Origin of the sequence: Priestia sp. 179-F W1.4 NHS (assembly GCF_045369295.1) — a bacterium.
GTDB classification, from domain to species: Bacteria; Bacillota; Bacilli; order Bacillales; family Bacillaceae_H; genus Priestia; species Priestia zanthoxyli.
The window spans coordinates 902,778-919,527 of the sequence record NZ_JBIQFF010000002.1; the positions used below are offsets into that span (position 1 = coordinate 902,778).

The following is a 16,750-nucleotide window of genomic DNA, read 5'->3' on the forward strand; positions in this document are numbered from 1 at the left end:
ATGATTCAGTTTTTTGGAAGGTAAACTGAAAAAATGGCTCCTCCTTCTGGCTGGTTATACACTTCAATAGATCCTCCAAGTTCATCTACCATTTTCTTTATATTTGCCAGTCCGTACCCTCTGTCTGTACCTTTGGTTGAAAACCCTTTTGTGAAAATTTGATTTAGTACTTCTTCTGATATACCGGGTCCGTTATCCATCACTTCAATAATTAAATCATGACCAATATCGGTAATAAAAAACGACACTTCTTTTTTAGACCGCTGACTCACGGCTTCAAATGCATTATCAATTAAGTTCCCAATAATGATAATGAGATGAGAAATTTCAATATGTTCTGGGAGCGTATCGAGTGTACTCTCCGAATCAACCGAAAAATGAATTTTCTTTTCAGATGCTTTTCCAATCTTCCCAAGCAATATTGCTTGAACTTTAGAATCTAATATCTGATCAAATAGAATACGATTTTGCGTTTGGTGTACGGCTGATTCTTTTTGAATAAACTCCAATGCATCTTTGTACTGCCCTAACTGCAGCAAACCCGACAAAACATACAGCTTATTCGTAAACTCATGCGTTTGAGCTCGTAAATCCTCTGAATACTTTCGTACTTCTGAAATCGTATTGATTAAGCTTTTTAATTCTGTCTTATCACGAAAACTAGCGACCACTCCTACAATTCGCTGATGTTCAATAATGGGTGTTAAGTTTAAGATAAACGTTTTTTCATTCAAAAAAATTTCTTGGTCGCTTCGGGCTATTCCCGTATCTAGCACTTCAATCATATTCGTATAAGGAAATACTTCAATGATATGATGATGTAAATATTCCGTCTGTAACCCCAGCATATTTTTAGCTGATGTATTCATCATCGTAATAAAGCCTTGATGATCAATAGCAATAATTCCTTCTTTTATCGAAAGTAAAATTGCATTTCGTTCACGGTACAAAGAAGCGATTTCATGGGGTTCAAGACCAAGAGTATCTTTTTTAATACTTTTAGCTAAAAAAATACCCCCGATCATACCGAGCAATAAAACAGCTAGTGAAAATAGGATAATTTGCTGAATACGCGTAATGAGCTGAGCATGAACATGAGATTTTAAAAACTCAACCGTCACCACTCCCACGACTTCCGTATACTTTCCGTGACTGATGACAATAGGCGCTTTCCCCATAATAGCAGGACCTGTGGTTCCCTCTCCGTCCAGCGTATAATATCCGCCGAATAATAGTGCTCTATCGTTAACCGCCTCTTTGTTTTTCTTTCCTATCCATTTTTGATTAGCATGAGAATAGATGATTTGCTCACGGTTTTGAACCACAATACTTGCTGCTCCGATTTGTTCCCTCACTTGCTCGGCAAGCGGCTGAATATATCGACTCGGCTGCTTTTTTTGAAAAGCAGCTTTGACTTCCGGCATAAATGATATTGATTTGGCTGCTTGAAGAGCCAGCTGCTCGGCTTGCCTTTTAGATTCTACAAACTGCATGTAAGAGAAAATACTCGCTAAAAGAACAATAACAGTTATGATTAATGCTGCGGATAAACCTACGATTTTTGTTTGCAGCGATACTTGAAACCATTTTTTCATTTCATCGCACCTTTAGCCTTTACCTTATAGTTCTATTCTTCTTTTATTTTATCAAAATTTTTTGTATATCCGCTCCTTATTCCAAAAGCTTTTTAGACAAAAAAACTTATCAATCCCAAAAGCGGAATTGATAAGTTTTTAGTTTCCTGATTTTTACAGCGTAATAACTCCTGTAATAATAGCTACTAAAAGCATCACCATAGCTGTTCCAATCGTCCACTTTAAAGTAAAGCGCTGAAATTCACCAAGCTCGACTTTTGCCATACCGACCAATAGATACGTAGAAGCAACTAAAGGACTTAGTAAGTGAACAGGTTGACCAATCAATGAAGCACGGCCAATTTCTGCAGCATCAATACCGTATGCTGAAGCTGCTTGAGCAATAATTGGTAAAATCCCATAGTAGTAAGCATCATTTGACATAAAGAATGTAAATGGCATACTTGTGATGGCAGTAATCACAGACATGTAAGGCCCTAACGCATCTGGAATTAATCCTACTAAGCTATTACCCATTGCATCTACCATTTTGGTACCTGATAAAATACCCGTGAATACGCCTGCTGCGAATACAAGAGACACAACAGCAAGTACATTACCAGCATGTGCTGTGATACGCTCTTTTTGAACTTCTAAATTTGGATAGTTAATCATGATAGCGATTGCAAATCCAATCATAAATAGAATTTGAAGCGGCATAACTGCTGTGATAAGTCCTACTAATAATAGAGCTGTTAAAGCAAAGTTTACCCATAAAAGCTTCGGACGCTTGTACTCGATTCCTTCAGCGGCTGCTGCTTCTGCAAAAGCTACTTGAGCATTTGTAACGTCTTGAATATCAATAACACCTAAGCGCTGGCGCTCTTTTTTCCCGAAATAGTAAGCCGTGAATAACAACCAAACAGCTCCGCCAATCATGGCTGGAATCAGTGGTGTAAACACCTGTGAAGCATCTAACTTCAATGCACTCATCACACGAGCAGTAGGTCCACCCCAAGGTGTTAAGTTCATAACTCCACTACCCATAATGGCGATACAGGCTAAAATCATTGGCTTCATGTTTAGCTTTTTATAAAGCGGAAGCATCGCTGAAAGCGTAATCATATATGTTGTTGTTCCGTCTCCGTCTAATGAGATAATAAGAACTAAAATAGCTGTACCAATTGTGATTTTTAGTGGATCACCTTTTACAATTTTCAAAATTCTTCCTACAACTGGATCAAACAAACCAGCATCAATCATAATCCCAAAATATAAAATAGCAAACATTAACATAACGCCTGTAGGTGCTAATTCCTTTACACCATTTAAAGCCATTTCTCCAATACCGCTTGTGAATCCCCCTATGATTGCAAACAATACTGGAATAACCATTAAAGCAATAAGCGGCGTTAATCGTTTTGTCATAATCAGAAACATAAATGTACAAACCATCAAAAACCCAAGAATAGCTAACATTATTACCCCTCCTATTTTTGAATCCGCTTTCATAACAGTGGAAGCGATTCGTTTGTATGTATGACTCGCATATGTATGCCAGTTCGTCTATACGATTACAACATCGCTTGTTCACTATTAAGTTGTACCTTAAAACTTTAAAATTTTCTGTTTTTTCTTAAAATAATCATAATTTACAGGAGGGTATAGTGTAAATAATTCGTACTATAAAAACTTTTAAAACTTTATGGGTAATTAAATCCTTTTTGTTCATTGGGAGGATAAAAGACAGGAAGAGGAAAAAGGTAGGAAAATAAAAAACGGAGAGAGAGGAACTATTCTCGTGAATTATTCAATTTGAACTCTAAGAGAATACGCTCCAGGATGAGGAGTTTTATTCCACTGAGTAAGAGATTCCTCTAAAAATGGAATCTTTTTTAACTTCTTTGTTTGGAACTTTTCTATTTTTGAATATTTTTCTAAGGCATACGTATTAGCAAACATTTCTTGCGTTCTATTTCCTTCTTTTAAAAGCGTTCCATTTGTCATACGATCCACATGATGGCCTAATTCATGCAGAATGATAAAAGCAAATTGATGAGGCTTTTTGTTTTTTGTTGTATCGATAAAGACAATGGGACATTCAGTTACTGTATATTTAATATAGTCAATTTCAAACTGAAGTTTGCGCTTCTCTTTTGGAAGGTTATCATTAAATTGGCCATAGTACACACCTAACACATCTTTTCCTTGCACCTTTACACTGCCTAAGCAATACACACCTTTTAGCCCATACCAGTCTTTTTCGTCTGTTACATTAGCAATTTCGTGCAGGGCCGCTTTTTGCTTCGCACTCATGACTCCATGAAACGTTACGCCATGAATTTGGATTTTTTCACTACGCTTAAACATCTTCTTGCCTCCTTTACTAAATTCCTTCTACAACATATTATTTAGCATTAAGTATATTCATTCACAATACATGGTTAAAAACATGAAGTTAATGTCAAGATTCCCGTTTTGATGTTTTTTAACCCTGCTTATATGCTGCCTCGTTTATTTTCTATTTTTACTATATTACATATGTAGCCATTAATAAAATATCATTTTTTTATGATCTATCATTACTTTTTTTTATTTCTATTTTTGCTTATCGATAACCTGGAGCCTGCGTATCATTTTTAAATTTAAAGCCATTGCTATATAAAGAAAAGGATAGCAAAAAAACGAGTATAGCGTCTTCCATTCGTTATAATAAAACACTTCTGTTTGGGCAGAAATGTATTCAAACAGTGTTGTAAGAATTACCCACACTGTAATGTATAAAGCTTTTTTAGCCAAACTCTTGCTCCCAGGATAAAAATTTAAAAATACACTATTCGTCGCAGGATAAATAAAAATAAAGACTAAAAGATATTCAAAATCTACTCCTGTTTTAAAAAAGCCATAAAGATTATATTTAACATCAAGATATATATCTGCTACCGATCCTAAAAACATAACAAACAAAGAAGTTGTGTACATTTCTATCCAGCTGATACGTTTTGGCATGACTAGTACACTCAAAATAGAAATCACCGTTGTAAAGATTAAGAGCACCATGCTGAGGACCTCGTTTTCTAAAGGAGATAGAAACAGCTTTCCCATTGGATATTAAATTCATTCTGAAGGCTAAAAAATTAAGACTTCATAAAAAAAGAGATGGAGACATAACGAAGTCAAGCCAATCTAAATACGAACTGAGATAAATGTTTTGGACTGCTTGGCACACCGCTGTTGATTTCCGTTCAAAACTTTACTTACCCTTCTGCGGGGTCTCAGCCACTCCACTTTCCCCGCCGGAGTCTTTGCCTTGCCCTCCAATCAACAGCTAGAAGCAACTATATATAACTTACATTCACTATCGCAATAAAAAATCCGAACGGGTTGGATTCTCTATCAAGAATCTCGATTCACCGTTCGGATCTTCCTTCAACTAAACTACCTTTGTTTCAAGCTCTTTTTGTTAACGAAGGGAAACGATGCAAGAACCAAGCTCTTGCTGCCCCCATTTAAGTGAAAGATGATCCTGATGTGAAAGCGGACCTACTCCTTCAGGTGTACCTGTAAAAATAAGATCTCCTTTATCAAGACCAAAATGTTTTCCTGTAAAATCAATAATCGTTTGTAAGTCAAAAATCAAATCTTTGATATTTCCCAGCTGAACGCGTTCATTGTTTTTCACTAACGAAAAGTCTTTCTGCTTAGATGCTTCTACTCCTTCAAACGGAATAAAGTTTCCCACGACCGCTGAATGTTTGAATCCTTTTGCAAGCAGCCAAGGGTGCTTTTTTTGTTTTAATTCGCTCTGCACGTCCCGAAGCGTCAAATCTAATCCAATCGTCATCTCGTCAACAAGTTCATCCACTGTTATGCCTTCTTTGTAAAGTTGTCCAATATGAAGAATCAGTTCGGTTTCAAAGTGCACCTCTCCTTGGTCGCGAGGAAGAGTGATTGATTGTCCAGCTGCTTCAACAAGAGCGTGAGTAGGTTTGGAAAATAAAAAAGGTGATGTTGGAATATCATTATGTAATTCTTTTGCATGCAGTGCGTAGTTTCGGCCCACACAATAAATATTTTTAATATCTTTCACTTTCATCATCCCTTCTTTCGTTCAAATAAAGATTTTTCAACTTGTATTCTTTTATTTTACAAGAAAAAAGAAATTGAGACATAACAAAATGAATTCAATCTAAAGATGGAAAAAGGAAATAAATGAGCTGGACTGCTTATGACACCTCTGTGGATTTCCGTGCAAGGCTCCGCTTTCCGCGAGAGTCTTCGCCTTGCCCTCCAGCCAACAGCTAGAAGGAACTGCGCACACGAAACCTACGTTCACCATGACCATAAAAAAACACGAACTATCTATTTTTGATAGATCGTTCGTGTTTAAGGTTAGCGAAACAGCTTTTCTCACATTCTCTTTTTTTCAATCCGTTATTTTCTAGCCCATTTTGTGATGCCTTTGATATCATCTGGAGTTGTGCGACAGCACCCTCCGATTAACTGAGCACCTGCTTCATACCAGCTGTGAGCGCTGCAGCCATACGTTTCGCCTGCAGATGTCCCGTTCCATGTTTTAGATTCAGCATCATAATGCTCTCCTGAATTTGGATACACAATGACTGGCTTATCCGTTTGAGATTTAATTTCTTTAATAAGTGAAGAAATATATTGAGGCGGCGTACAGTTAACTCCAATAGCTGCTACTTGCTTATAGGAATCCAGATAGCGTGCACACTCCGAGATTAATGTTCCGCTGCTAATGTGCAGGTCATCTTTTGCGCTGAACGTAATCCATGCGTACGCTCCTTCAAATTCTTCTAGCAGCCTCGCAATGGCTCTTGCTTCCATTAGATTAGGAATGGTTTCACAAGCTAACACATCTGCTCCTGCTTCAATTAATGCTTTCATACGAGGACGATGAAATTCCATTAACTCTTCTTCTGTTACGTCATACTGTCCAGTATATTCCGATCCGTTTGCTAAAAATGCTCCGTAAGGACCTACCGAAGCGGCGACAATTGGTTTTGGGCGATTAAGACAATTCTCTTCTTGCTGCCAAAATTCATCTCTTGCTTCAGCCGCAATTTTTACAGATGCTTGAATTAACTCGCGCGCCTCTGCTTCACTTAAACCACGTTTTGCAAAACCTTCAAACGTGCTTTGATAGCTTGCAGTAATTGCACAGTCAGCTCCTGCTGCAAAGTAATCTTGATGCACTCTCTTAATCAATTCCGGCTGCTCCATAAGCACTTTTGCAGACCATAAGCTGTCGTTCAAATCACAGCCATATCTCTCCAGTTCAGTTGCCATTGCACCATCTAGTACAATCACAGGAAATGTATGTAAAATTTGTTGGATAGGATTCATTGTTTAATCTAGGGTTGTCCACTAGCAGTTAGCTTCGATTACCCTATCCTCCTTTCAGATAATTTAAAATATATGCAAAAAAGTCTAAAGGACTAGGCAGCTTTTGTCAAGAAATCGAAGAAATGAGGAGAGGCTTATAACCAAGCATTTTTCAACCGCCTTATTCCTTCTTCTATTTCTTCTCTCTCCAAACTTCCAAAACCTAATAATAGATGAGTCTTTTGTTGAGGTGATTCCGTAAGCCAATAACGAGAAGTGCCGTAGACAGAGACATCTTGCTTTTGAGCTGCGTTAATTAACTGCTGTTCGTTCATATCGTTGTGCACGCGGACAAGGATATGCAAACCTGCATATTCTCCTGACACCGTGATGTTTTTGTTAAACTCCTTCTGTAAAGCTGCTAAAAGAGTACCGTGTTTGAGTTGATAAGCAGTTCTCACTCTTCTTAAATGCTTACTCCACTCTCCGTTTTTCATCATCAGTCCGAGCGTCCACTGATGAAGGGCTGGAACAGCTTGCTCGTATAAAGAGAAACGTTCATGATATTCCTTTAGAAGCACTTCCGGTAATACAAGGTAGCTGATTCTTAAAGAAGGCATAAAAGATTTTGAAAATGTCCCTGTATAAATGACGCGCCCTTTAGTATCCAAGCTTTGCAATGAAGGAATGGGACTTCCTTTATAACGAAATTCTCCGTCATAATCATCTTCAATAACAAATCCATTGCAGTCATTCGCCCATGTAAGAAGCTCTATTCTTCTTGAAACAGGCATGATCATTCCGTATGGAAACTGATGAGATGGTGTGACATAAACAGCGCGTGCTTGGCTATCATAAAGCTCTTGGATGTCTATGCCTCTGTTATTAAGTGACACAGGTTTTAAGGAGAATCCATGCTGTTTAAATACAAAGCTAGCCCCGTCATAGCAAGGATTTTCAAAGGCAATATCTCTGATGCTTGGCTTTAACATCTGCGCTAGCAAACTGAGCGATTGCTGAGTACCTGTTCCGATAATAATTTGATGTTTCGAACAAACCACTCCTCTTGACTGATAAAGGTACGTCGCAATTTCTTCTCGCAGTGATTCTTCTCCTTGAGTTTCTTGGTACGTGAACAGCGCTTCTTTATAAGTTTGAAGACTTTCATTGTATCGTTTTTTCCACTCATTCAAGGGAAACAAACGGCTATCAACTTTTCCATACCGAAAATCATAGGTACACGACTTTGTTTCTGAGTGAGGGTGTAAAAATACAGTCGGCTTTTTATCTGTTTGCAGTAAATCAAACTGTGTATTCGTTACGTACAGTCCACTTTTGGGCCTGCTTTCTACATATCCTTCAGCTAAAAGCTGCTGATAGGCCATATCTACAGTATTTCGACTTACATTTAAGTAATCAGCAAGAGACCGGATAGAAGGCAGTTTGTCATTTACTTTCACCCTGCCGGATACAATTTCTTTTTTTATATATTCATATAGCTGGTGATATAAAGGCATATCATTCCTTCGGTTTAATAATGGTGTGAACTTCACGCTAGCTCCTTTCATCTGTCCCTATCTTATTTTTTAAATCTGGCTCTTTTAGAGGGGATACATTTCTTTTACTATAAGTGTAGATCATCTAATTAAAAAGGAGAAGATTTAATGACTACTATTACAATTCGTCAAGCTAATGCTGCTGACATGGAAGCACTCATTTCATTAATGAACGAATACATTGTTGATTTTTACAAGCGCCCTCAGCCTGCCAAAAAACAGCTGAGAAATTTAATTGATCACTTGTTTCAACGTCCCGATACTGGCGTTCAGTTTATCGCGACTCAAAATGACGAGGCAGTAGGTTTTTCAACGCTTTATTTTACATTTAGCACCACGCGTGTAAAGCCTGTAGCGATTTTAAATGACTTGTACGTTACTGAAAAAGCAAGAGGTCAAAAAATTGGGGAAAAGTTATTTTCGATTAGTCACCAGTATACAAAAGAACATCAGTATGCAGCTATGTCTTGGGAAACGGCTTATGATAATACAAGAGCTCAAACGCTTTACAGAAAAATGGGAGGAAATGTAACGAACGGTGAATGGATTCACTACGACATTTCAAACGACATCTTATAATATTTTTCCATCCATAAAGTTTTAACACGTTCTTAACACTCCTTTCATAAATGTGTTTTATGATGAATACGACAAATAAATCAGTTTCTGTATGTATTTGTCACATTCTCTGTTAAAGTTTTCACAAAGTGTTCAAACTTTTAGTGAAAACGCTTTCTATTTTTGTGTATAATAAAAATATGCAAATGAAAATGAATGTTACAGCTCGTTAATCATACACATTTTAAATATGGAAGGAGTTTTGAAAATGATTTTAAAAGCATTAAGAAAAAACGGGGCCGTTACAATTAACTATTATAAAAACGGTTTGCTTCAAACGTTTAAAGGAAAAGTACAGCGCCTAGATTTAACAGACCAAACGCTTTCATTAAAAGATGAACAGCAAAATACTTTCTCTATTCGCTTATCGGGAATTAAAGAAATTTATTGATGAGTAGTTTACAGTAAAAAAGAACATGATGCTCATTCTGCTTTGCAGAAGTCATCATGTTCTTTTGATTTTAGCTTTATTTAGCTGATGTTTCTGTTTCTTCTTTCCCGTACATATATTTCGAAGGGTCGACTGTTTGGAAATCCTTTAGCTTGTGGAAACGAAGTAAGTCTCCATAAAGCACTTGATCAGATAACTCCAGTTCTTTCGCTACCTTCTGTTTATAAGCTTTCATTTGATTATTTTCTTTAAGCGCTTGACCTGTCTTAGAATCATAATACGTTCCATCCACTAGTGTATATTTCGGAGATACATAGTTGCCATTGCGGAACGCTACTACATCATCATGACCTTTAGAAAATAAATCTGTACCAAATTGGATAAACTCTTTGCTGTCAATCCCTACTAAATGAAGAAGAGTTGGCACAACATCAATTTCTCCACCGTACGTATGATTAACTCCGCCTTTTACTCCAGGAACGTGAATGAATAGAGGTACACGCTGCAGCTGAGCATTTTCATAAGGCGTAATTTCTTTTCCCATTACTTTTTCCATTGCCGCATTATGATTTTCAGAAATACCGTAGTGATCTCCATAAATCATAATCACAGAATTATCATAAAGCCCAGAAGCTTTCAGTTCTTGGAAGAAAGATTGCAATGATTCGTCTAAATAACGAGCCGTTTGGAAATAGCGGTCAACTGTCGCATCGCCCGTGTTAGCTGGCTGTATGCTTGCCTCATTGTTTCCAAGTAAAAATGGAAAATGGTTTGTTAACGTAATTAAATGCGCATAAAACGGCTGTGGTAAAGACTGCAGCATTGGAACAGATTCTTTAAAGAACGGTTTGTCTTTTAAGCCATAATTAATTTTATTTTCACCCGTCATATTGTAATAACTTGCATCAAAAAACTTATCCACACCGAACTGCTTGTAAATTTCGTTACGGTTCCAAAACGTCTTATAGTCTCCGTGCAGTACAGCGCTCGTATAGCCAGCTTTTTGATCTAAAATAGCTGGTGCTGCCTGATACGTATTGCTTCCTTTCAGTACAAAGGCAGAACCTTGAGGAAGGCCGTATAGAGAGTTGTCCATCATCAGCTCAGCATCTGATGTTTTTCCTTGTCCTGTTTGATGAAAGAAGTTATCAAAATACGTAAAGTCATTTCCATGGGCCAACGAATTTAAGAACGGTGTCACTTCCTGGCCATTTAATTTGTAATCAATTAAAAAAGACTGAAATGATTCCAAATGAATTTTAATAATATTTTTCCCTTTAGCTTTTCCGAAGTAAACGGAATTAGGCTCCGCATAGTGACTGTTTTTAAAATTAACGACGTTCGTTAAGTCATTGCTGCTTGCAAAAGCTCGCTGTTTAGAGTTTTGAGCAGTCTGAACACCGTCATACATCGTATAATTATAGGCGCCTAAATACTTTACTAGATAATTGCGGTCAAAAGTTCGAGATAGAAGCTGCGGGCGATCAATTTCTGCTAATGTTAAGTTGACAGAAAAAACCATGAATCCTAAAGAAAGAATGGTTACAGCATTCTTAACCGATACTTTTTCATTATGCCAGTCAATTTTTTTACTAAAAAAGAAGAAAAGATAAATAATAAAATCAACAAAATAAAAAACATCATGTGCTTTTAATAAATCCATAATGCTTCCGCCCATACTTCCTGCATTACTTGTCTGTAACAGTGTGGGAAGAGTTACAAAATCGTTAAAAAAACGATAATAGAGAATGTTGCTGTACAACAGCAGCGTCATAATGAAACTGCCTGCAAGAATCCAAGCTCCTGCTTTCTTTCCTTTAAAAAATAAGCCGATTCCTAAAAAAATCAGCACTGAACTTACAGGGTTTATAAACAGCAGCATTTGCTGCATTACGCCGCTTACGCCTAAGTTAAATTCAGTTTTATAAGCCACATACGACTTTATCCACATTAAAACAGCGGCTAATATGAAATAGTGCAGCGGCTTAGAAACGATTCGCTTCATTTTGATTTTCCTTTCTCGATTAGTTTATGAGTAGATTCACAAAGAACATATAGAAAACCTTTATCATTATACTCATAGAAAATGAAAATTAAATGAAATCCTAGCCTTCACAACTATAGATAGATTCTTTAAATTCATCTACTAGTTTACCTAATACCCACAAATAAATAAACTAAAATCACCTTTTTTATCATAAAACCCCTCCTCTCCTCATATACTGTATTCTGTTGCAACACCCGCACTGCAAACTTGTGCATTTTTTCACAATTTATCTACAAACTATTCTCATCTTGCTGTATAATAATAATTCTGCCTTGAGCATTCTCCAAATTCTTATGCTTAAGCCACAGCTTTCTTTTCATAACAGATGCACACATGAAAGGAGATGAATAAATGATTTTAAAAGCGTTAAAGAAAAACAAACATGTAACCGTGAATTATTACGAAAATGGCCTGCTTCAAACCTTCAAAGGAAAAATCCAAAATTTAAACCTAACCGACCAAACCCTCTCCCTACGAGATGAAAAACAAAACATTTTTTCCATTCGTTTGTCTGGCATTAAAGAAATTTATTAACAAAAAAGATCCTGAAGAATTCTTCTAGGATCTTTTTTGTATTTTTTATCCATTATATATTGAAAAATCATCCAATTGATGTTAAATTAACTTTACATAATGTTAAATCAACTTAACAAATTTATTAAAAAGGCAGCGGGTGATCATATTGACTCTTATTAATCACGTAAAAGAGCTTAGAGCTAAACATGGATATACGCAAGGAGATTTAGCTGAAAAAGTTGGAGCCACTCGCCAAACCATTGCAGCTATTGAAAAGGGAAATTACGTTCCTTCCCTACTACTTGGTTTAACAATTTGTGATGTCTTTCAATTAAAAATGGAAGATGTTTTTACACTTCAAAAGGAGGAGAAAAATGTTGAGTAATGTTATTAAATCTTATTTGTTGAATGTAGTGTCTCTGCTATGCGTAGGTTGGTTTTTATATGATTTTTTAAGCCTAAATATTCAATTTAGTGAAGTTATGACACACCCTGAACCCCCGTGGGAAATTACCATGTCTATAGGCTCTTTCGCTTCTTTAATTGTGCTTTTAATCGTGTCCTTTTTTTACTACCGAGCGCGTAAAAAGACGAAGAACGTTTCGCCTTTATTATTTCCTTTTGAATTTGCAGAGGAAGATGAACGTGAAAAGATGATAACAGCAGAAGCTTGTAAAAAAGCCTTTGTTTTTCTCCTATTTTCTATTCCTATAGGCGCTATCTTAATTGCTTTTTATCCGCTGTTACCTAATTCTTTTAGCTTCTATCCCATTGCCGTTCTTTTGCTTCTTTCTCTTGTACAGTTAACGGTTTATTACGTATCGATTAGTAAGATTTATCGCTGATTAAAAAAGGGTTGTTCTAAAAAGAACAACCTTTTTTTAATCTAATAATTCGCTGAATTCCCTACGAGAATAATCCAACCTACATCTATTTCACTATCTTTTCATTTTTTCTGTCTATATTGAACTATAACAATTGAACGATGTATGTTACCTTCCACTTCAGTTTTTCTTCAGTGTTCAGTTGCAAAATAGGAAAGATAAAAGGAGCATATCAATGGCAGCTAATAAATGGACAAAATGGATGGTTGGTTTATCGAGCGTTGCTGCATTTACAACATTTGTAGGGCTTTCTCAAAAATATGATCAAACAAATTCAACATCTACAGCACTAAATAACGATACATCCGCCAATAATTCATCGCAAACTCAAACGGAAGATGAGACGGATCTATTTCCAGATTCAGGATCTGACTCCAATACGGACAATGGAACTAACGGGCAAGATCAATGGTCAAATGACAGTTCTGGCAAACAAAGTGATCAATGGTCAGACGATAATTCAAGCAGTGAAGATGATCAGTGGTCAGACGATGATTCGAGTAATCAGCAAGATCAGTGGTCAAACGATGATTCCACAAGTGGTGAGGATAATTGGGGCAACAATAATGATTCTTCTATGCAAACAAGACCTTCTTAAGGATTTGATGAAATGAGCTACTCATTTAAAGCGATGAATACCACATTTAATGTATATCAGCTTGAAACACCTGTAATCAAAAAAGTAGAGAGCTGGTGTTATCTTGTAGAAGAAACCCTAAGCCGCTTTCTTCCAACAAGCGAGCTTTCACAGCTTAATTCGCTGAACGGAAGATTATTTCTACCGTCAAAAATGCTGTATGAAGCTGTAAAAGCAGCCTATTACTATTACAATGAGACAAACGGAATTTTCAACCCATTTCTGTATCATTCTATTCAAACTCTAGGATATGACCAAAGCTTTGAACAACTGCCTAACAATCAGCTACCTCAAGAAGTAGCAGCTTTTGATGCTGTTAACCCTATTATGATTCATAAAGGAATAAGAAGTATTCAGCTTGCTTCTAATATCGGTCTGGATTTAGGAGGAATCGCAAAAGGTTGGAGCATTCAGCAAATGGCGAATCAATTAAAGAAAAAAGGAACTTCACTTGGAGCAATCGATGGAGGCGGAGATATTGTAACGTGGGGGCCCGCTAGCAAGCACTGGTCCATTTTTCTCTCTCATCCATTTGATGCATCAAAAAATCTCACGACCATTAAAGTAAAAAGCAACAGCGGTATTGCCACAAGCAGTGTAGGCAAGCGTTCGTGGAAAGTGAACGGACACACTCACCATCATATTATTGACGGCAGAAATAGCAAGCCTAGTTCATCAGAGCTTCTGCAAGTAACGGTCGTTTCAGAAGACTTGACCATTTCTGAAGTCTATGCAAAGTGCATACTTATTCTCGGCTGGGACGCTGGATTAAGGTTAGCTAAAATGCATCACCCTTCTTTAGAAGTAATTGCGGTTACGAAAGAAGGCAACGTACTAATCGAAAAACATGTGAAAGGTCAGGTATACCATTATGGCTACTCTCCTCGCGCAATTTAGTGCTCATTTTCCCGTATGGAACACCATTCGGGCAGCCGGCTTAACTTCTTATTTACTAATGTTTGTATCGGTTGCCGCTGGCATTTCTCACAGCTTTTCGTTTTTTAAACCAAAACGAAAAAAACAGCTTTTGCTGGTTCATCAATCATCAGGGTGGTTTGGGTTATTGTTTGGCATGATTCACGGACTTGTTTTATCATTTGATCAATCTGTTCATTTTTCACTTTCTGACATTTTAATTCCGTTCACTTCCGATTACAAACCGATTAGCACGGGTCTTGGTACTATTTCACTCTACATTTTATTGGTACTAATTATTACATCCGACTTTATAAAACAGCTTGGGAGAAAAGCATGGAAAGCCATTCATTTTCTTGCTTTTCCAGGCTATTTGCTAGCACTATATCACGGCATTACTTCCGGAACAGATACACAGCAGCCCCTTATTCTTGGGATGTACAGCATCACTGGCGTTATCGTTTTAATCTTGCTTTTCTTACGCATTCAACACCAGTCAGCTCCTAAGAACCAAAAAAAAGCTCAGGAAAACTAAAAAACGCACTCTATCATAGAGTGCGTTTTTTCTTATCCGCGTCCTGCTTGGAATGATGGGTACTGTGTCATACCGCCGTCAGCAAAGAGCGTAATTCCTGTTACATAACTCGCCTCTGAAGAAGCTAGCCATGCAGCAACTGCTGCAATTTCTTCCGGCTCTCCGATGTACCCCATTGGAATCATGCTTTCTACATCTGCACGCTGCTCAGGATCAGCAAATTTCTCAGCGTTAATCGGTGTATTAATCGCTCCCGGTCCAATGTTATTTACACGAATACCTTTTGGAGCGTATTCTAATGCCAGTGTTTCAGTCATAAGCTTCATACCGCCTTTACTTGCTGCATAATGAACAAATAATGGCCAAGGAATTTTCTCGTGAACACTCGACATGTTAATAACTGTTCCCTTAATATCATTTTCAACAAAATATTTAATCGCTTCACGGCTGCCTAAGAAAGCTCCCGTTAAGTTCGTATCAATTACTTTATTCCAATCGCTTAAAGACATTTCATGAGATGAAACCGGATTTTCTAGTCCTGCGTTATTAATCATAACGTCTAACTTTCCAAATTCTTTAATTGCAGATTGAACTAAATTGATTACATCAGACTCAACTGTTACATCACCTTTGACAGCAATTGCTTCTCCGCCAACTTTTTTAATTTCTTCTAAAACGCTGTTAGCTTCCTCTTCCTTAGAACGATAATTCACAACTACTTTGGCTTTTTCTGTCGCAAAACGAATCGCCATTGCTTTTCCTAAACCTGTAGATGAACCTGTTATGACCACTACTTTTCCTTCTAAATCTTTATACATTGTTAATACCCTCCTAGTTAGCTTTTGGCGAGCCCTAACATGACTCCTGCTATGATGATCAGTATAATTCCAATAATAATCCCAATCAGCTGACGCTTCGTTTTCTTCTCACCTAAAATGATGATTCCGCCTAAAGTTGAAATGACGATTCCCATTTGGGAAAGCGAGAAGCTTGTCGCTACGCCTACTTTAGGTTGCGAGATGAATAAAAACATATTACCAGCGGCCCAAATAAGACCTGGGATAATGTTGCGAATTGCATATTTATTAAATGGCTTATGCTTAAACGTCAGCAATACTCCTCCAATAACCATACCAATTGCTTGAGGTAATAAAGCCGACCATCCGTCTACATTAAATAGACGGGCTACTACAACATAAACTAAATAACCAACGGTTGAAATTAATAAAATAACAATTCCTTTTTTGAAGTTTCCTTTTCCTTCTTCAGCCTCTTTCTCTTCTTTGCTTTGAAGTGATGCTAAAACAATCCCTACAATAATAAAGATAAGAGCGAGCACACCAAGAATGATTGAAGTTTTTGTAGACCACTCGTGAAACACAATTACTCCAAATAATGAAGTGGAAACTAACTGAAGCCCCGTTGAAATAGGCATCGTTTTAGAAACTCCAATTAAATCAATACTTTTCAGCTGATTACTTTGTCCAACTGCCCAAAATAACCCTGATACAACTCCAACACCAAAGATTAAAGGTGTAAGCGTAGGGTGTACAAAAATATAAATACCGATGGAGAAAATCAAGGCTCCCAATGTGGTTCCAAGCGTTTGACTATAAGGTCCTCCGCCTAATTTCACATTGAAAAGCACAATGCTTCCCCAAAATATGGCTGGTAAGACGGCTAAAAATATGTCCATGTTTCAAAACCTTCCTGTGCTAAAATTAAATG

18 protein-coding genes are annotated in these 16,750 nt (G+C 37.1%); 8 read left to right on the forward strand and 10 right to left on the reverse strand.

All coding sequences use genetic code 11. From position 1 onward, the window contains the following. Positions 1–5: 5 nt before the first annotated feature. The 7 genes from ACH0CI_RS15055 to pdxR form a co-directional block, all read right to left on the reverse strand. Positions 6–1,595, reverse strand: coding sequence for an ATP-binding protein (locus tag ACH0CI_RS15055; protein WP_335707610.1), 1,590 nt, complete (start codon positions 1,593–1,595; stop codon positions 6–8). 153 nt (positions 1,596–1,748) lie between these two features. Then, positions 1,749–3,053, reverse strand: coding sequence for a CitMHS family transporter (locus ACH0CI_RS15060; RefSeq protein WP_028412124.1), 1,305 nt, complete (start codon positions 3,051–3,053; stop codon positions 1,749–1,751). Between the two features lie 327 nt (positions 3,054–3,380). After that, entirely contained in the window at positions 3,381–3,944 is a 564-nt protein-coding gene (locus ACH0CI_RS15065; RefSeq protein WP_335707609.1) for an ImmA/IrrE family metallo-endopeptidase, read from the reverse strand. A gap of 228 nt (positions 3,945–4,172) precedes the next feature. After that, entirely contained in the window at positions 4,173–4,634 is a 462-nt protein-coding gene (locus tag ACH0CI_RS15070) for a CBO0543 family protein (protein WP_033578135.1), read from the reverse strand. Between the two features lie 403 nt (positions 4,635–5,037). After that, on the reverse strand, positions 5,038–5,670 hold the full coding sequence (locus tag ACH0CI_RS15075; protein WP_033578134.1) for a fumarylacetoacetate hydrolase family protein: 633 nt from the start codon (positions 5,668–5,670) through the stop codon (positions 5,038–5,040). A gap of 338 nt (positions 5,671–6,008) precedes the next feature. Beyond that, complete coding sequence (gene mmuM, locus ACH0CI_RS15080; protein ID WP_033578133.1) at positions 6,009–6,944, reverse strand: homocysteine S-methyltransferase; 936 nt, start codon at positions 6,942–6,944, stop codon at positions 6,009–6,011. A gap of 134 nt (positions 6,945–7,078) precedes the next feature. Beyond that, positions 7,079–8,476 carry a MocR-like pyridoxine biosynthesis transcription factor PdxR gene (gene pdxR / locus ACH0CI_RS15085; protein ID WP_406901750.1) on the reverse strand — a complete coding sequence of 466 codons (1,398 nt, stop codon included), beginning with the start codon at positions 8,474–8,476 and terminating at the stop codon, positions 7,079–7,081. Between the two features lie 111 nt (positions 8,477–8,587). Between pdxR and ACH0CI_RS15090 the strand changes: the two genes are divergently transcribed. Both ACH0CI_RS15090 and ACH0CI_RS15095 read left to right on the forward strand, forming a co-directional pair. Continuing rightward, positions 8,588–9,058, forward strand: coding sequence for a GNAT family N-acetyltransferase (locus tag ACH0CI_RS15090; protein ID WP_028412118.1), 471 nt, complete (start codon positions 8,588–8,590; stop codon positions 9,056–9,058). Between the two features lie 229 nt (positions 9,059–9,287). Beyond that, positions 9,288–9,488, forward strand: coding sequence for a YolD-like family protein (locus ACH0CI_RS15095; protein ID WP_074893948.1), 201 nt, complete (start codon positions 9,288–9,290; stop codon positions 9,486–9,488). 76 nt (positions 9,489–9,564) lie between these two features. On the opposite strand, the gene ltaS is transcribed toward ACH0CI_RS15095, so the two are convergent. After that, positions 9,565–11,493: a lipoteichoic acid synthase gene (gene ltaS / locus ACH0CI_RS15100; RefSeq protein ID WP_033578131.1), complete on the reverse strand. Its 1,929-nt coding sequence runs from the start codon at positions 11,491–11,493 to the stop codon at positions 9,565–9,567. A 393-nt stretch (positions 11,494–11,886) separates the two neighbouring features. Here ltaS and ACH0CI_RS15105 point away from each other — a divergent pair, with 393 nt between their 5' ends. From ACH0CI_RS15105 to ACH0CI_RS15130, 6 genes are all read left to right on the forward strand, one after another. Beyond that, positions 11,887–12,069, forward strand: coding sequence for a YolD-like family protein (locus ACH0CI_RS15105; RefSeq protein ID WP_013081871.1), 183 nt, complete (start codon positions 11,887–11,889; stop codon positions 12,067–12,069). 148 nt (positions 12,070–12,217) lie between these two features. Continuing rightward, positions 12,218–12,436, forward strand: coding sequence for a helix-turn-helix transcriptional regulator (locus ACH0CI_RS15110; protein WP_013081870.1), 219 nt, complete (start codon positions 12,218–12,220; stop codon positions 12,434–12,436). Continuing rightward, positions 12,426–12,896: a DUF2178 domain-containing protein gene (locus tag ACH0CI_RS15115; protein WP_034654174.1), complete on the forward strand. Its 471-nt coding sequence runs from the start codon at positions 12,426–12,428 to the stop codon at positions 12,894–12,896. Before ACH0CI_RS15110 ends, ACH0CI_RS15115 begins: the two co-directional genes overlap by 11 nt. A gap of 214 nt (positions 12,897–13,110) precedes the next feature. After that, positions 13,111–13,533 carry a hypothetical protein gene (locus tag ACH0CI_RS15120; protein WP_335708175.1) on the forward strand — a complete coding sequence of 141 codons (423 nt, stop codon included), beginning with the start codon at positions 13,111–13,113 and terminating at the stop codon, positions 13,531–13,533. A gap of 12 nt (positions 13,534–13,545) precedes the next feature. Next, a complete protein-coding gene (locus ACH0CI_RS15125) occupies positions 13,546–14,469 on the forward strand; it encodes an FAD:protein FMN transferase (protein ID WP_335708174.1) in 924 nt (307 codons plus the stop codon). Further along, the gene (locus ACH0CI_RS15130; protein WP_033578121.1) at positions 14,444–15,022 is read left to right on the forward strand and encodes a ferric reductase-like transmembrane domain-containing protein; all 579 of its coding nucleotides are present in this window, start codon (positions 14,444–14,446) and stop codon (positions 15,020–15,022) included. The genes ACH0CI_RS15125 and ACH0CI_RS15130 overlap by 26 nt, the downstream gene beginning before the upstream one ends. 32 nt (positions 15,023–15,054) lie before the next feature. Here ACH0CI_RS15130 and gdh read toward each other — a convergent pair whose 3' ends face one another. Next, positions 15,055–15,840 carry a glucose 1-dehydrogenase gene (gene gdh / locus ACH0CI_RS15135; protein WP_195695286.1) on the reverse strand — a complete coding sequence of 262 codons (786 nt, stop codon included), beginning with the start codon at positions 15,838–15,840 and terminating at the stop codon, positions 15,055–15,057. Between the two features lie 17 nt (positions 15,841–15,857). Further along, positions 15,858–16,718, reverse strand: a complete 861-nt coding sequence (locus ACH0CI_RS15140) for a RhaT/GlcU family sugar-proton symporter (RefSeq protein WP_028412111.1) — start codon at positions 16,716–16,718, stop codon at positions 15,858–15,860. Positions 16,719–16,750 lie beyond the last annotated feature (32 nt).

Excerpts from the sequence above, each read along its gene's own strand:
- ACH0CI_RS15055 (WP_335707610.1), bottom strand. The coding sequence starts at position 1,595 with ATGAAAAAATGGTTTCAAGTATCGCTGCAAACAAAAATCGTAGGTTTA.
- ACH0CI_RS15060 (WP_028412124.1), bottom strand. The coding sequence starts at position 3,053 with ATGTTAGCTATTCTTGGGTTTTTGATGGTTTGTACATTTATGTTTCTG.
- ACH0CI_RS15065 (WP_335707609.1), bottom strand. The coding sequence starts at position 3,944 with ATGTTTAAGCGTAGTGAAAAAATCCAAATTCATGGCGTAACGTTTCAT.
- ACH0CI_RS15070 (WP_033578135.1), bottom strand. The coding sequence starts at position 4,634 with ATGGTGCTCTTAATCTTTACAACGGTGATTTCTATTTTGAGTGTACTA.
- ACH0CI_RS15075 (WP_033578134.1), bottom strand. The coding sequence starts at position 5,670 with ATGAAAGTGAAAGATATTAAAAATATTTATTGTGTGGGCCGAAACTAC.
- mmuM (WP_033578133.1), bottom strand. The coding sequence starts at position 6,944 with ATGAATCCTATCCAACAAATTTTACATACATTTCCTGTGATTGTACTA.
- ACH0CI_RS15090 (WP_028412118.1), top strand. The coding sequence starts at position 8,588 with ATGACTACTATTACAATTCGTCAAGCTAATGCTGCTGACATGGAAGCA.
- ACH0CI_RS15095 (WP_074893948.1), top strand. The coding sequence starts at position 9,288 with ATGGAAGGAGTTTTGAAAATGATTTTAAAAGCATTAAGAAAAAACGGG.
- ltaS (WP_033578131.1), bottom strand. The coding sequence starts at position 11,493 with ATGAAGCGAATCGTTTCTAAGCCGCTGCACTATTTCATATTAGCCGCT.
- ACH0CI_RS15105 (WP_013081871.1), top strand. The coding sequence starts at position 11,887 with ATGATTTTAAAAGCGTTAAAGAAAAACAAACATGTAACCGTGAATTAT.
- ACH0CI_RS15115 (WP_034654174.1), top strand. The coding sequence starts at position 12,426 with ATGTTGAGTAATGTTATTAAATCTTATTTGTTGAATGTAGTGTCTCTG.
- ACH0CI_RS15120 (WP_335708175.1), top strand. The coding sequence starts at position 13,111 with ATGGCAGCTAATAAATGGACAAAATGGATGGTTGGTTTATCGAGCGTT.
- ACH0CI_RS15125 (WP_335708174.1), top strand. The coding sequence starts at position 13,546 with ATGAGCTACTCATTTAAAGCGATGAATACCACATTTAATGTATATCAG.
- ACH0CI_RS15130 (WP_033578121.1), top strand. The coding sequence starts at position 14,444 with ATGGCTACTCTCCTCGCGCAATTTAGTGCTCATTTTCCCGTATGGAAC.
- gdh (WP_195695286.1), bottom strand. The coding sequence starts at position 15,840 with ATGTATAAAGATTTAGAAGGAAAAGTAGTGGTCATAACAGGTTCATCT.
- ACH0CI_RS15140 (WP_028412111.1), bottom strand. The coding sequence starts at position 16,718 with ATGGACATATTTTTAGCCGTCTTACCAGCCATATTTTGGGGAAGCATT.